This window comes from Komagataeibacter sp. SM21 (assembly GCF_041402665.1).
In the GTDB taxonomy this organism is placed as follows: Bacteria; Pseudomonadota; Alphaproteobacteria; order Acetobacterales; family Acetobacteraceae; genus Komagataeibacter; species Komagataeibacter saccharivorans.
The window spans coordinates 1-13,289 of sequence record NZ_JBGLOV010000032.1; the positions used below are offsets into that span (position 1 = coordinate 1).

The 13,289-nt window shown below is 57.2% G+C and carries 16 protein-coding genes and 1 tRNA gene; 7 read left to right on the forward strand and 10 right to left on the reverse strand.

Going from position 1 to position 13,289, the window contains the following annotated elements; translation table 11 throughout:
• The first annotated feature begins 80 nt into the window (after positions 1 to 80).
• Positions 81 to 157 (forward strand) — tRNA-Met (locus ACBR42_RS15970).
• 174 nt (positions 158 to 331) lie between these two features.
• On the opposite strand, the gene ACBR42_RS15975 is transcribed toward ACBR42_RS15970, so the two are convergent.
• Positions 332 to 1,225, reverse strand: coding sequence for a LysR family transcriptional regulator (locus ACBR42_RS15975; protein ID WP_371208672.1), 894 nt, complete (start codon positions 1,223 to 1,225; stop codon positions 332 to 334).
• Between the two features lie 122 nt (positions 1,226 to 1,347).
• Between ACBR42_RS15975 and ACBR42_RS15980 the strand changes: the two genes are divergently transcribed.
• The 3 genes from ACBR42_RS15980 (at position 1,348) to ACBR42_RS15990 (ending at position 4,325) form a co-directional block, all read left to right on the forward strand.
• Entirely contained in the window at positions 1,348 to 2,058 is a 711-nt protein-coding gene (locus ACBR42_RS15980; protein ID WP_371208673.1) for a class II aldolase/adducin family protein, read from the forward strand.
• Between the two features lie 118 nt (positions 2,059 to 2,176).
• Positions 2,177 to 3,376, forward strand: coding sequence for an MFS transporter (locus tag ACBR42_RS15985; protein WP_371208674.1), 1,200 nt, complete (start codon positions 2,177 to 2,179; stop codon positions 3,374 to 3,376).
• A gap of 22 nt (positions 3,377 to 3,398) precedes the next feature.
• Positions 3,399 to 4,325, forward strand: coding sequence for a LysR family transcriptional regulator (locus ACBR42_RS15990; RefSeq protein ID WP_371208675.1), 927 nt, complete (start codon positions 3,399 to 3,401; stop codon positions 4,323 to 4,325).
• Here ACBR42_RS15990 and ACBR42_RS15995 read toward each other — a convergent pair.
• The 8 genes from ACBR42_RS15995 to ACBR42_RS16030 form a co-directional block, all read right to left on the reverse strand.
• Positions 4,283 to 4,732, reverse strand: a complete 450-nt coding sequence (locus ACBR42_RS15995; RefSeq protein WP_371208676.1) for a CopG family transcriptional regulator — start codon at positions 4,730 to 4,732, stop codon at positions 4,283 to 4,285. The genes ACBR42_RS15990 and ACBR42_RS15995 overlap by 43 nt on opposite strands.
• A gap of 115 nt (positions 4,733 to 4,847) precedes the next feature.
• On the reverse strand, positions 4,848 to 6,641 hold the full coding sequence (locus ACBR42_RS16000; RefSeq protein ID WP_371208677.1) for a relaxase/mobilization nuclease domain-containing protein: 1,794 nt from the start codon (positions 6,639 to 6,641) through the stop codon (positions 4,848 to 4,850).
• A 242-nt stretch (positions 6,642 to 6,883) separates the two neighbouring features.
• Entirely contained in the window at positions 6,884 to 7,693 is an 810-nt protein-coding gene (locus ACBR42_RS16005) for a DUF736 family protein (protein ID WP_371208678.1), read from the reverse strand.
• Positions 7,694 to 7,760: 67 nt separating this feature from the next.
• The gene (locus tag ACBR42_RS16010) at positions 7,761 to 8,330 is read right to left on the reverse strand and encodes a S26 family signal peptidase (protein ID WP_371208679.1); all 570 of its coding nucleotides are present in this window, start codon (positions 8,328 to 8,330) and stop codon (positions 7,761 to 7,763) included.
• Positions 8,327 to 8,803: a DUF2840 domain-containing protein gene (locus ACBR42_RS16015; RefSeq protein WP_371208680.1), complete on the reverse strand. Its 477-nt coding sequence runs from the start codon at positions 8,801 to 8,803 to the stop codon at positions 8,327 to 8,329. Before ACBR42_RS16015 ends, ACBR42_RS16010 begins: the two co-directional genes overlap by 4 nt.
• A complete protein-coding gene (locus ACBR42_RS16020) occupies positions 8,800 to 9,132 on the reverse strand; it encodes a helix-turn-helix domain-containing protein (RefSeq protein WP_371208681.1) in 333 nt (110 codons plus the stop codon). Before ACBR42_RS16020 ends, ACBR42_RS16015 begins: the two co-directional genes overlap by 4 nt.
• A gap of 162 nt (positions 9,133 to 9,294) precedes the next feature.
• Positions 9,295 to 9,744: a DNA -binding domain-containing protein gene (locus tag ACBR42_RS16025; RefSeq protein ID WP_371208682.1), complete on the reverse strand. Its 450-nt coding sequence runs from the start codon at positions 9,742 to 9,744 to the stop codon at positions 9,295 to 9,297.
• A 121-nt stretch (positions 9,745 to 9,865) separates the two neighbouring features.
• The gene (locus ACBR42_RS16030) at positions 9,866 to 10,075 is read right to left on the reverse strand and encodes a transcriptional regulator domain-containing protein (protein ID WP_371208683.1); all 210 of its coding nucleotides are present in this window, start codon (positions 10,073 to 10,075) and stop codon (positions 9,866 to 9,868) included.
• 249 nt (positions 10,076 to 10,324) lie between these two features.
• Here ACBR42_RS16030 and ACBR42_RS16035 point away from each other — a divergent pair, with 249 nt between their 5' ends.
• From ACBR42_RS16035 to ACBR42_RS16045, 3 genes are all read left to right on the forward strand, one after another.
• A complete protein-coding gene (locus ACBR42_RS16035) occupies positions 10,325 to 10,525 on the forward strand; it encodes a helix-turn-helix domain-containing protein (protein WP_371208684.1) in 201 nt (66 codons plus the stop codon).
• 219 nt (positions 10,526 to 10,744) lie between these two features.
• On the forward strand, positions 10,745 to 11,155 hold the full coding sequence (locus ACBR42_RS16040) for a hypothetical protein (RefSeq protein ID WP_371208685.1): 411 nt from the start codon (positions 10,745 to 10,747) through the stop codon (positions 11,153 to 11,155).
• Positions 11,152 to 12,318, forward strand: a complete 1,167-nt coding sequence (locus tag ACBR42_RS16045) for a hypothetical protein (RefSeq protein WP_371208686.1) — start codon at positions 11,152 to 11,154, stop codon at positions 12,316 to 12,318. The genes ACBR42_RS16040 and ACBR42_RS16045 overlap by 4 nt, the downstream gene beginning before the upstream one ends.
• A 9-nt stretch (positions 12,319 to 12,327) precedes the next feature.
• Here the strand turns inward: ACBR42_RS16045 and ACBR42_RS16050 are convergent, their stop codons facing one another.
• Positions 12,328 to 13,122, reverse strand: a complete 795-nt coding sequence (locus ACBR42_RS16050) for a tyrosine-type recombinase/integrase (protein ID WP_371208687.1) — start codon at positions 13,120 to 13,122, stop codon at positions 12,328 to 12,330.
• Between the last annotated feature and the right edge of the window lie 167 nt (positions 13,123 to 13,289).

Genomic DNA, 13,289 nt, shown 5'->3' on the forward strand with positions numbered 1-13,289 from the left:
ATGCCCCAGCGCCTATGATACTGTGCCTTAAGGCACGGGAAAGTCGGTCGCCGCCAGGTCTTCCAGTCTCCCCAAACAACCGCGGGGTGGAGCAGCCCGGTAGCTCGTCAGGCTCATAACCTGAAGGTCATAGGTTCAAATCCTATCCCCGCAACCATATTTTCCAAACAAAACCAAGTAGTTAGCCCGCTCTCCGAGCGGGCTTTCTGCGTTCCAGAACACCAACTGGAATCATATAGGAATCAGCCGGCGGAGAAAAACCGCGTAGCAGGCCGTCGCATGGAGCGCGGCGCTGGTGGGCCGGGAAGGGCGCGAATCGGTTATGATGCCTTCAGGTCGAGCAGAGTTGCCGGACGTGTTCCCGCAACCAGCGATGCACGGGGTCATGTTCCGAACGGGGATGCCACATCATCGAAACCCTCACTTCCTCGGTCTCGACGGGAAGAGGGAAGGTGTACATGTCGCGCCTTGCTTCAGCGGTTTGCCGTTCGGGAACGCTTGCAATCAGATCGGTGGTGCGGGCGACCGAAAGCGCGGATGGAAAGCTGGTCACAACGGCACTCACCTGACGCCTCAACCCGATGATTTCCAGGGCTTTATCGATTGGGCCACTGAACAGGCCGCGTCGGGAAACACTGACGTGGTGTGCTTCGGCATAATCCTTGGCGGAGATCGTTTCATGACTGCTCAGCCGGTGATCCGCTCTTACGACACCGACGAAGCGGTCTCGCTGGATCGTTTGCGTCCGGATTTCAGGGCCAGACTCTCCTAAAACACCAATGTCCAGATCGATCTGTCCATCGCGAAGAGCATTCGGTTTCTTCTCCGCCTTGATGACGAAACTCAGGCGTATACCCGGAGCCTCACGGGACACGGCCTTGATCAGTTTGCCGCCATATTGGAACACAAACCCTTCGTTCGCACGGACATCGAAAACACGGTCAATCTGCTTAAAGTCCGGTTTCTGCGGGGCTATGCGAAGGGCTTCAGCACTTTCGAGAACTTGGCGGACCGTTTCACGTAATTCGAGCGCACGAGGCGTGGGGACTAGTGATCGACCCGCGCGAACGAGGATGGGATCGCCAAATGTCTCACGAATGCGGCTCAGGGTTCGGCTCATGGCGGAGTTGCTGAGGCCCAGCCGCTCAGCCGCCCGGTTAACGCTGCTTTCGGCCAGCAGCATATCGAGTGATGTCAGGAGATTGAGATCGTAAGTCGGGATCATATCAAAGCCCTGCGATACATGGCGTTGGACGCAACTATAAGTTCTTATTGCTGCGCTTTCCAGCATATCATGATTTTCGCATAGTTGGCGGCAAGCGACGATAATGCGATCGGATATGATTGATGAACGAGACTGTTCAGGCTGTTTTGGAAGAACTGGCTACCGGATGCCGTGTTCTTCACGCCGAAGGGCATGCGGATATGACCCTCGGCCATCTCGGCTGGCGCGATCCTATAGGACGCGGTGTCTGGGTAAAGCGATCCGGGATCGGTCTGGGAGAAGTCATCGGAGCGGCAGATTTCGTTCTGCTTGATTTCGACGGTAACAGATTAGCGGGAGAGGGACGTATCCATAAAGAATGGCCGATCCACACCGAAATTTTGCGTGAACGTCCTGATATTGATGTTGTTGGGCATACACATCCATTCCACGCGACCGCTTTTTCCGCTCTGGATATAGAACTTGAGGCGGTTACCAATGAGGCGGCTTATCTCGGCCTGCCAGTCGCGCGGTTCGACGACACGCGCGGTCTGATTGATACGCCAGAGCTTGGCCGTCAACTGGCGGCTGCCTTGGGGCGACAGTCTGTAGCGTTGATGCGCAATCATGGCGTGCTGTTCGTAGGAACTCGTATCTCAGATGCTGTTCTGACCGGTATTTTTCTGGAACGTGCCTGCCGTTCTCAGTTGCAGATACTGGCGACAGGCAAGCCTTTCGTCGCGACCCCACTCGTCGAACTTGCTTCGAAAAAAGCACAGATCCTTGATCCAAATTTGATCAGGACATTCTGGGATTTTTACAAAAGAAATACAGAGTCTGGAATGTATTATTAAGACGAAAATGTGAAACCTGTCGATTTTCGCGAGATATTTTCAATATTGGTGACAAATTTTTGACCAAAGCCACGCGAAATATTGCGGCTGCCCCTTACGAATGTGGAGCAGATAACGGATGAATAGACAGACCTCCACGACGATGGCACCCGTTTCCGGTGGTGAGGCAACGCGCCGCTTGCTGCCTTTTGCCATGATGGTTTTCCTTGGTTATCTGACGGTTGGTCTGCCGCTCGCCGTCCTGCCGGTCCATGTGCATGATCGTCTCGGCTTCGGTCCTGTGATGGTAGGATGGGTCATGGCATCGCAGTCCATAGCAACCTTGTTGACACGCCAATTCGGTGGCGTTGTGACCGATACGCGCGGGCCTCGACCGGCGGTATTGATCGGGATGCTGTTGTGTTCCCTCGCGGCTCTGGTTTACGGGGCTTCGGTGTGGGGCGACTGCTCGCCCGAGATTGCTTTGGTCCTGTTGTTTGTCGGACGGGCTGTTCTCGGTCTCGGTGAGAGTCTGCTGATTACCGGGGCCCTGACCTGGTGCATTGGTATGGTTGGGCCGCGCTATGCCGGACGGGCGATGGTTTGGGTCGGAATTGCGATGTTCGGTGCAATAGGCGGGGGCGCGCCATTGGGCTCGGTCTTGTTGAAACAAGGCGGCTTTGGGGCGATGGCTTTGGCTGCCGCCATATTACCATTGATGGCCTGCTTATTGATGAAAGGCATCGAGCCGCTTCCGCTGCATTGCGGAAGACGTCTTGGCTTTTTTAAAGTTGTTGGCTTGATCTGGCCTTATGGTACGGGCCTTGCCTTGAGCACGATCGGGTTTGGCACGATGTTCGCCTTCCTTGGTCTCGACTATGCCGGGCATCACTGGACGGGCGCATCTCTCGGCCTGACGTCGTTTGGTGCGTCTTATGTCGCGGCACGGCTAATCTTCGGCGGCCTGCCAGATCAACTGGGCGGCCTACGCGTTGCCCAAGTAACGATCCCTCTCCAGATAGTAGGGCTGGTCATTTTGTGGCTTGCGCCCCATCCTTGGATCGCCCTCGCCGGATGCGCCATTCTCGGTGCTGGTTACTCGCTGACGTTTCCTGCACTGGGGGTAGAGGCTGTCCGCCATCTGCCGCCTCAGAACAGAGGCGCGGCAATGGGCGCATATGTTGCCTTTGTGGACATAGGATTGGGATTGGCCGGACCGCTCGCCGGTACGGTCGCTGACCGAGTTGGATATCCCCCTGTTTTTCTGCTGGGGGCATGTGCATCGGCTGTGGCTCTTGCTTTCGTTCTGCGCCTTCCCGCGACACAAGAAAATATATAGCGCGTGGAGATAATTGGCTCCGATGGCTGCCGATTATGGCTTCAATATCCGCGATCTGCGAAGGGTCATTGCGGTTTCGGAACACCGTAGCCTGCGTCAGGCGGCTCTGGTCTTGGAGGTCGATCAGGGCACGCTGACACGCTCTATCCAGGCGTTGGAGTACGCGCTTCGTATTCCCCTCTTCGAGCGAATGCGGACCGGTGTGCGGCTAACGGCGGCGGGTGTGGCGTTCACGAAGATCGCCGCCTCCGTGCTGGATGGCATGGACGAGGCCATGCTGCATCTGCGCCTGCGGCATAACGGGATGCTGGGCAGGCTCCGCCTCGGTGTGCAGATGTCTTTCGCTAGTGGCGTGGTGGCCAACCTGTTCGAACGGTATCAAGCCGAATATTCGGCTGTGGAACTTCAAGTCACGGACGGCCCACGCGAGAGATTGCTGCGGGACGTGGCGGCCTCCCGTCTCGACGCCGCGATCGTCATAGCGTGCGAGGGCTGGCACGGCCAAGCCATCCCGCTGGGGAAGGAAAGAGTGCTGGCGGCTGTTGCGCGCGATCACCCTCTTGCGGTGCGTGCAGCTGTGACGTGGTCCGGCCTGTCAGCTTATTTCCTCACACTCCCGCGTCGTGGTGCAGGTATGGAGCTTCGCAAGCTCGGGTTGTACCATGGCATTCTGCCGGAACGCATCATGGTTCATGACGCCGCCATCGATCGGTTGCTGGCACTGGCCCGCCACGGGGATAAGATTCTGCTCGTGACGGAAGGCGCTACGGGCATCAGAATGGATGGCGTCGTTTTTCGGCCGGTCATGGACGGAAGCAGCCCGGCGACATTTGATCTCGCTCTATGCTGGCGGGATGGGAAATGCGATCCTGTTGTTGCCCGTTTCATCGAATTGGCGCGGCTGCCTCAAGATGATGGCGCATCTTTCCCTGGTGTCGGCGACGTCTGACGCATGGCGGGAATATCGAGCGGGATGTCGTCGCGGAACGACCGCCCCTGAGACAGCCGCCGCCCCAGCGTGTCCAGAAACCGCGTAAACCGTTCCTGCCCCAGAGCATTGGCGGCGGCCTGGGCTTCGGCGGGGAGGGGCGGCATCTGTCCCAGCCAGAAGCGGATAAACAGGGCATGCGTTTCCAGCGCGATCATCAGGTCGCGCTCCTGTCGCTGCATCTGCCGCGTCAGCCGGTCCAGCCGTCGTGTCAGGGCCGCTTCGGTTTTCTCAGCACTGTCGGGTGACAGGAGCGAGGCGACCGCCGCTTCCACTACGGCGGAGCGCGTCACCTTCCGACGCGCGGCAAGATCGCCGATCTGCGAAATCATGGCGACGGGCAGGGAGACGTTCAGGCGGTCACGCATGAAAACCCTCCATGAAAAGCCATGATGTGACCGGAAGGTTTTGTTGGAAACAAGATCGAAACTGTATCGAGTGTACCGAGGCGGATAACAGCGTAGAAAGAACGGGCAGCGTGGCTCACATGCTGATCCCGAGATCGCGTTTGCGGTCATGCCGCCAGTCGACGCCCCCGTCATCGCGGGCGACACCATCGACATAGCGGTCGTGCTGTTTCTCCAGAGAGGGTGCCCAGGGCACAAGCTGGAAGCCGAGGCCATTGTCGATCATGGCGAAGCGGCCCGAGGACAGGCTGAGACGTTTCACATACTGGCCGGTGACGAAGTTGCCCGGAATGCTGCGCTCATAGGTCAGCCCGGTCTGTTGCGCGAGTTTCGCGCCGACCTGATCCAGTTCCTGCTGATGCAATGTCGTCAGGAGATTGCGCTGGTAGCGCGCTGATCCGTCCTGCTGGAATGACGCCAACCCGCGATCCGCGAGACGCCGGGTCCGCTCCTGCATGGCCTGCCGCACCTCGGCCCCGAAGCCGGTACGGGCGAGGTCCATGGGCTGGCGTTCCACCAGCCGATGATCCAGCCATGTCGCACCCGGCGCTTTCACCTGCGCAGCAAGGTCCAGATCGGAACGCGCGGACAGTACGAGATAATCCCTGCCGCTCGTCTTGCCCGTGACAGTTCGCACCTCAACGATGCCGCCATTGGGTGGCGAGTCGCCAAACGCCTCGACACCGGGGAAGCGGATATGATGCACGCGCCCGTCCGTGGCGTCGATCACGGCATAGGCTTCGCCGGTCAGTTCGTTATGCAGACCGCGTTCCAGCAACCGCCCTGTCAAGGCGACAGGCTGATCACGCCCCGAGATCACGTAATCGCCGGGAGACATCCCTCGATCCCGGCTTCGTTCCATCATGGCGCGGTGCAGGGTTTTGATGATGTCACCCCGCGCGCCCATCTCGCGCAGCGTGTCCGCCATGCCGGGTGCGAGCGACCAGCGTCCCGGTCCTTCCGGTGTGGCCAGCCCCATGCGTTCCAGCGTCTGTGCCCTGCCGGTGAGAAGGGCGCGATGCGTCGCATTTTGCCCGAGGTCATGAGCGCTCCCGGCTTCAGGCCGCAGGTCCACGATGCCCAGATCATCGGCGTGGCGCTGCAATTCGGCGTCGAGCCGGGTCCAGCGTTCCGCCGTCACGTCACGGCGCAGAGCCATTTCGATTTCATGCTCGGCGCGCGGGCCAAGCTCCAGCGACACCAGATCCTCCGCCCGTGAGCGCAGCCCGTGGCTGATATAATCGCGGGCGATCACCAGATCGGCCCCGGCCTGATCCACGCCGCGCACGATCAGATGCACATGCGGATTGTCGGTGTTCCAGTGCGACACGGCGGCCCAGTCCAGCCGCGTGCCGAGATCGGCTTCCATCTGCTGCACGAGGTCGCGGGTAAAGCCGTCGAGGTCGGCCATCTCAGGGGCATCCTCGGGCGAGATGATGAAGCGGAAATGATGCCGGTCGTCTTTGCAGCGTGCGGCAAAATCCTTCGCGTCCACCTCCTGACCATTCGGCCCGAACAGATGCGCTTTCTCGCCGTCGCGGGTGACGCCATCGCGGCGCAGATAGGCGAGATGATCGGCCAGTGATCCGGGACGCGCGCCGCGCCCGTGTCGCACCACGCGGGCCTTGACGGTGACGCGGCGATGGGCGTCGAACAGGCGACTTCTGCCAAACCGGGATTGGCCCCGCCCGAAGGTCGAGGGGCCGGAGCGCGGACTGCCTCCTTTTCCCTTTCCGGGGCTGCCGCCAGCCCCTCCGCCCGCGCGGTGGGAGGCATGGAGCACCTGCGCCAGAAAGCTCCGGGGCCGGGCCGCGTGTCCCGTGCCCCGGATACGGCCTGAACGGACCCGGAAATCCTCGTCGCGGGCCATCAGCCCCCCTGTGCATGAAAACCCCGCAGGAAACGGGCACAAAACCAAAAAACCTGCACACGACCGACCCAGCCTGCACACCAGAAGGCGAGGCGCGACCGCGCCTCGTCGCCCGACGTGGCAGGCCGTTTTATCTTGCCTTCCCTTTCCTTCATGTTTCCCGATCTTATCAACGCCCGACGCACACCCGAAGCGCTCCCGATAGGATGGCAGTTTTCTCCGCCCATGACGTAAAACCTTCGTCATGGCACGCTCCTTTGCGAAACGGAGACGAACAGGCCATGACGTGGGGCCACAAATCGTATCACGTGATCAGAAACAGGCATTACCTCGGGCGCGTTCTGGATGACGGTTTGGGATGCAAACGGACCGACAAAAAGCCGATTTCCAGATGGCATTTCGGCGTGCGATTGATTGACAAAACTCGCATCAGAAATCGTGCTGCCAATCGACTCTCCATGCAGCAGGCGGATGACTCTGGAAACGTATTTTTTCGTCTCGTCGGGCAGTGTTTTCCCTGCTGTCAGAAACTGCTCATACCGCCCAGGACCAGCATTATAGGCAGTGAGGAAACCCATATCGCCATAGCGGTCATGCAACCGGCGAAGATACGCCGCACCTGCGACGATATTGTCGTGCGGATCATAGGGATCGGCCCCCAGATTCAACGTCGCGCGCAGTTCCCGCCACGTGTCGGGCATGATCTGCATGAGGCCCATCGCCCCCTTCGGTGATACCGCAGAAGCATCACCTGTGCTCTCCGCGCGCATCACCGCCGTGATCCATGCGGACGGGATATTCGCCCGCGTGGCGGCCTCGGTGACATAGGCATCGAACGGCGCGGCGCTGGCAGTCTGCATAGGGATGGCAAACCCGGCGCAGCCCACCTGTATGGCGTCATCTTCCAGACCGCGCAGGACGCGATAATCCGGTGTGTTCTCGGTGCCGGGGTCTTCGATGGGAAGGATCGACAGATCATCCTCCATCAGAAAGGTGGTGATCTGGCCGAAAAAGCCGTTTGTGGTGCGCGTGAACGTGCCAAGACGGATCATGATACGTCTCTCCTGATCTGCGGATCACAAGACAAAGAATTGAAGACTGGGGCAGGGTTACGCCGCGTTACTGAAGTGGAGGCGACAACAGCACCGGATGAGGTCTTTCGTCGTGGCCCGGTGCAATCCGTCCGGTCGTGACCCACATCGGGATTGCGCGTCCTATCACCGTGCTGGCGGGAAGCGGGCCGAAATAGCGCCCGTCCAGACTGCGCGGTTCTGCCGGGTTCATGACGAAAATCTCGCCGCGCATGAGACGATGGCAGCCTTGCCAGACGGGCAGCGGACGGCCCCGATGATCATTGGTCAGCGTGTCGCCGACGGGCCTGCCATCAATCGTGATACTGCCGTTTGCCCGGCATACGGTCTGTTCTGGGAGGGCCGCGACGGGCTTGAGCAAGGGCACACCGAGCGGCAGATAGTCGCGTTGGGACAGCAGCAGGGCCAGCTGGTCGGGCAGACGCAGGGCGGCAAGATCCCCGACACGCAAGCCACCTTCAGCACGCAGCCGATACAGCCCCACCGGGACGCTGGCCGTGCTGTTCCATAGCAGCCGGGGCGTTACACGTAAGGCAGCGGACACACCTACCGCCAGCACGACGAAATAGGTGCCGAAGAACCAGGCGCGCCGGGTCATGATACCAGCCTCGCACGTTTCAGCCATGCCGCGTGCAGGGGCTGTGTGTAGGGCCGTGGTTCCTGCCCGGCGGCGATGCGGTTATGGACATGCCGCCAGTGATCGGGGGAGACCGCACAGGGATCGAAGCCGAAGCGCTCGATCTGGTCGATCACCTCAAGAACGTGCTTCACCTGCGGCCAGCCCAACACGTCGAGCAGCAGGTCGCCGCCGGGCCAGACAAAGGGCACGGTCTGGAACGCTGCGCCCCGTTCCACGGTGCGCACGATGGCGAAGCAGGAGACGACCGTGCCGTAATCATTGGCGGCCCAGCGGATAAAGCCGAAGGTGCTGCCGGGCGTGAAACTCAGCAGGCGGCGGCGTTTGTCGAGCACGCGGTCGGAGACCGGCCTGCCAAACCTGATCCAGTGTTCGATGCGCTTTTCGATGAAGGTCAGTTCGACCGTGGTCAGGTTGGGATCATCCGTCCTCATGGTCTGTTCCTCCGTGAGGGCATTTCACGCAGGGCGGCGGCATAGTTGTCGTCGGAAGTGTTGCGGCAGCGATGGCGCTGAAGCCATGCTTCCACGTCCTCGCGGAGATAGAGGACGCGCGAGCCAACCTTCAGGAACGGCGGGCCTCCACCGGTGCTGCGGTATTTTTCCAATGTGCGAATGGAGACCCCGATCAGTTCAGCGGCCTCGCCCCCACGCAGATAGGGACGCAGGATACGGGCCGGGGACGTTGGCAGGCGTGCTGGTACAGCGATTTCGGGCGAGAGCGGCACGGATGCGCCCGTTTTGGGTTTCGGGATGTCGGTCATGAAAACCTCCCTGTCGATGCGGCGTGCTTCTGTGGTGAAGCAGGGCCGGTAAGGGGAGGCTGACGGGAAAGAGGCGGTCTGGGAGTGGAGGAAATGACGTGCGCGAATTCCTCCACCTCAAAAGCGTAATGGAGCGCAGGATAAGGCCGGAAATGAGGGTGGTCAGAGTCCGTCCAGCAGCGAGAGATATCCGCCATGAACAAGCGCGCTTCCCTCGTCGCGCAGGGCGCGGGCCATGGTACGCAGGGCGGAATCGCGCCACATATCGTCGGCCAATGTTCTGGCGTCCGGGTCGAGCAGTTCCGATGCAATGTCGCGCAGGCTGGCACCCGCCGCATCCAGATCGAAGGCGTGCAGGCGCAGGGCAAGCTGCCGCCAGCGTGTCGGGGTAATCCGGCGGGGATGGCGTGCAGGTAGGTGATAGCCCAGCACATGGGCGCAGAAGCGGGCAGCCTCATCACTGCGTCGTCGGTAGGAGGGATCAACAGGGATATGCACTGCTGGACAGGCTGCGGCCGCGCCATGAAGGGAAAGACTAAACGTGGTGGAGGGCGTCGCTACCACGATGGCGCGGCCCAGTTGATCGGCCTGATCGAACAGGGTAAGACCCAACGACCGTCAGGAGGGAAGGGGAGGCGGTGCGAAGCCATCAATAGCGTGCGTCAGGCTGATGACGCTGGACGTGACGCCCGGTCGCCAGATTACCGGCACACGGGTGACGGGTATCTCCGGGTTATGCGGGAAAACGTATCCTCCAGCGCTGGCAGAAGGCATCCCATTCCGTGTTGGGATTGGGCGCGCCTGCTGCTATCAGCCGCGCCGTTTCGGCGTGATCCTTACAATAGGTGGCCCAGCGCCGCATGAAGGCTCCGGCGAAACCGGCTTCATCCAGGCGTTTGAGGGCGGTATGGTCGGTCTCTGATTGCCAGACGTCGAGCGGCATGGGGCGGCCTCCCGGATCAGGTCCGTTTGTCGCTGATTTTGTGAGAAGCCGAGGATTTCAGAAACGGAACGAGCCTGCATAGAGCGAAGGTCGCATCACGTAACCGAATGATTCACTTCATGAAAGGGTTAGCAGGCTCATGATCCTACGAAAGAGGAAGGCAGTCGGTGCCGCGCGCCTCAGCATCTACTTAGAAATGTAGAGAGTACTCCGTGGTTAAATACTCTGCAAGGGGTTGCCCTGTTCCGTATGAACATACGGGAGACTCTGGCGGAAAACCTCAAACGATACCGGCGCGAACGCGGAGTGTCGCAGGAGGAACTTGCCCATCTCGCGGAGATCGACCGGACCTACATCAGCTCGCTGGAGCGCTGTCAGTATGCGGCCTCTATTGAGGTCGTGGCCCGGCTGGCGAAAGCGTTAGGAGTTGAGGCAGCAAATCTTCTGTAGATATTGGAATAAGCATATCCAATAATAAATGAATATTTGTGATTTTTATTATGTAATTCCGACAAATTTAAAATATTTTTGTTATGTTATAATTATGCCGTCGGAATATCAGATGTTATAAAAGTGTTTGTGAAAATCTGCCTATGGTGCTCGTTAAAAAAAGCTATATCATTATCACCAATAGCCGATCCTTGAGTTGCACGAGAGAAGAGAAGTTCGTTGCCAAAATTTCCAGATTCCTTTCCTAAAGGGTGTCCTTCAATAGGGCAGGCGGTAAACAAGAAAATTTATCATGGTTGTGAAGGAAATCCCTCGACGCAGGAAGATTTTACACCTTTTGCATCCTCCAGTAATCCACGGAAACAAAAGTTGGCGCTTCAAAACCCATGTAATGCTTCCGGAATTTCCTGTTGGATAAGTAAAGAAGCTGCTCAACATGCTCAAGAAATTTTTCAGTGGGCTGCGCGATGGCATATTTTTGTAGGTGATGTCTCTCCTAACGAAGGTCAATTGGCGCATACACCATCTAGCAATCAATCTGAACATTATACATTTTGGTGTTATGAGGGGGTCAACTTGCAGAGTCTGTTTTCTTTGTCTTGGGGACCCAACGAGGAATTCGGTAAATGAATTGGGGACAATGGAATACTGGTTCTACGACGTGGCCGAATGGTCCTCTGCGTCCTTGTGAGGTTCTGTACGAGTTTTATGGTCCAGCTATTTTTACAACTGTAATTGGACTGGAGGATTTTCTTCTTTATAAGTCAGATGAGCATGTTAATGGCGACTATTATATTGCAGTTCATATATCAGAAGAAGAAGTAACCGCTCTCAAGGATGGGGTTGTATCGTTAAGGGGCATTTTTTCTAAAGAAAAATGCTGGTTACTTGATGTTGATTTCAACATGAATGTAACAAGATTTGAAAGGAAGAATGTTTCTTATATACAAACGGCTTTACCAAAGTCGGGTGTTCCGCTTTATAGTTCTCAAAAAAGATGCCCAGATTCTATTCTTCAAGCATTGTCTCCGTTCTCATTCAAGTTTTTCGGTGATGATTTGCTGGGCGGTTGTATGTCCTTTAGCAGATTCAATGTGTTGATTAATAATGTTTATGATCTAGTAAGAAAGACGTTAATACCGCAGAATATACACGAAGCAAATTCAAGCTCTATTATGGATTTTCCAATTAGGCAGCCAATTTTTGCTAGCTTATTGGTCCCTGTTGAACGTCCTATTGTAGACGCAGTTGCTTTGACAAAAAAAGAAGCGATAAAAAACCTCAATCCCAATGATATAATTAATGAATCTGAGAGATTGGGTTCTAATTTTGTTGATGTTGCGGAGAAAACTGTCGAAAGAATTGCAGCTAAGAAGCTTAATTCAGGATACGCAAAAGAGCATTTTCTATTTTTTGATGCTGTAGACGAGATTATGCCGAGTGAACATAGTTCCGTATCTAAACTGCAAATATCATCTAATATTCTGGGGAGGCATTCATTTCTGGAAGTAAATAGAGAAATGGGAGAAGAGATACGGTATTTATATCGAGAAATTAGGGATGAAAATATTAGCGTCAATGGGAGTGTGGTCGGTTTAGTTCAAAAAAGCAAAACATTTATAATAAAGGCAAGTAATGGACGTGAAGTCACATGCAAGGTCATTCCAGAAATATATGATAGAATGATAAGGGAAGGATATATTACTGTTGGAAGAAAGGTCTCAGTGAATGGGGCCTATCAGAAGAGGTCGAATAGAGATTTTATTAAGGTCGATGGGGAACCTAAATTCTGACATATATTATCAGGATCCTGCGATGGAGTGCTTGAATGGCAAGGGAGATTCTAAATATCTATTTATTGCGGACGCAACGTTATTCGCGGCCTGTCGAATGGGATCGGTTTTGAGATGGGCATACCGCGCGGTGGTCTGCACCTGCGTATGACCCAATAACCGCCCGATCATGGTCAGGTCCGCGCCAAGCTGGAGTGCATCCGATGCAAAGGAGTGGCGCAGGTCGTGGATGCGTAGTGTGTCCAGTCCGTCCAGTCCGTCCAGTCCGTCCAGTCCGTCCAGTCCGGCTCTTGCGCGCAGCCGCCGCCACGGTTTCTGGATGTCGGTCAGATACTGCCCGTCCATCTTTCCTGTGATGACGTAGGGATTGCCCTCGATCCGGGGTATGTCCGACAGCACGTCCAGCGCCGCTTTACCTATGGGTACGACCTTGGCCCCGGTCTTGGAATCCGGCAGTCGCAGGACACCGGCCCGAAAATCCACATACTCCCATTTCAGGGTCTGGATTTCCCCAAGGCGGCAACCGGTCAGCAGGAGTAGGCGGATGCAGGTCGCGGCTTCCGGCTCGCCGTCCGCCTCGCGGAGCACCTTGCCCAGCCGGGCCAGTTCGTCCGGTGTCAGGTAACATTCCCGCTTCACTTCCTTGTAGCGTTTGACCTTCCAGCACGGATTGATCCCATCTGACCGCACGCCCCACGTGTCGGTCAGGGTGAACATGATCGACAGAACGCCCAGCACCCGGTTGGCCTGATAGGGCGTCTCTTTTAATGACTGGTGCAGTTCGACGACATCGGCGCGGGTCACGTCGATAACCTTGAGCGTTCCCAGCTTCGGTGTGATGAATAGGTGGAGGGTTCGAAAAACCCTCTGGTATTGAGGTCTGCTCTGTGATTCCATTTTCCTTGCGTTGATTGGAGTATGGATCATGAAGCAGGCGGGATTTTTTGACGTTGAAGAGCGGCTTGCCCGGC

Coding starts and splice junctions, on each gene's coding strand:
- ACBR42_RS15975 (WP_371208672.1), bottom strand. CDS start 1,225: ATGATCCCGACTTACGATCTCAATCTCCTGACATCACTCGATATGCTG.
- ACBR42_RS15980 (WP_371208673.1), top strand. CDS start 1,348: ATGAACGAGACTGTTCAGGCTGTTTTGGAAGAACTGGCTACCGGATGC.
- ACBR42_RS15985 (WP_371208674.1), top strand. CDS start 2,177: ATGAATAGACAGACCTCCACGACGATGGCACCCGTTTCCGGTGGTGAG.
- ACBR42_RS15990 (WP_371208675.1), top strand. CDS start 3,399: ATGGCTGCCGATTATGGCTTCAATATCCGCGATCTGCGAAGGGTCATT.
- ACBR42_RS15995 (WP_371208676.1), bottom strand. CDS start 4,732: ATGCGTGACCGCCTGAACGTCTCCCTGCCCGTCGCCATGATTTCGCAG.
- ACBR42_RS16000 (WP_371208677.1), bottom strand. CDS start 6,641: ATGGCCCGCGACGAGGATTTCCGGGTCCGTTCAGGCCGTATCCGGGGC.
- ACBR42_RS16005 (WP_371208678.1), bottom strand. CDS start 7,693: ATGATCCGTCTTGGCACGTTCACGCGCACCACAAACGGCTTTTTCGGC.
- ACBR42_RS16010 (WP_371208679.1), bottom strand. CDS start 8,330: ATGACCCGGCGCGCCTGGTTCTTCGGCACCTATTTCGTCGTGCTGGCG.
- ACBR42_RS16015 (WP_371208680.1), bottom strand. CDS start 8,803: ATGAGGACGGATGATCCCAACCTGACCACGGTCGAACTGACCTTCATC.
- ACBR42_RS16020 (WP_371208681.1), bottom strand. CDS start 9,132: ATGACCGACATCCCGAAACCCAAAACGGGCGCATCCGTGCCGCTCTCG.
- ACBR42_RS16030 (WP_371208683.1), bottom strand. CDS start 10,075: ATGCCGCTCGACGTCTGGCAATCAGAGACCGACCATACCGCCCTCAAA.
- ACBR42_RS16035 (WP_371208684.1), top strand. CDS start 10,325: ATGAACATACGGGAGACTCTGGCGGAAAACCTCAAACGATACCGGCGC.
- ACBR42_RS16045 (WP_371208686.1), top strand. CDS start 11,152: ATGAATTGGGGACAATGGAATACTGGTTCTACGACGTGGCCGAATGGT.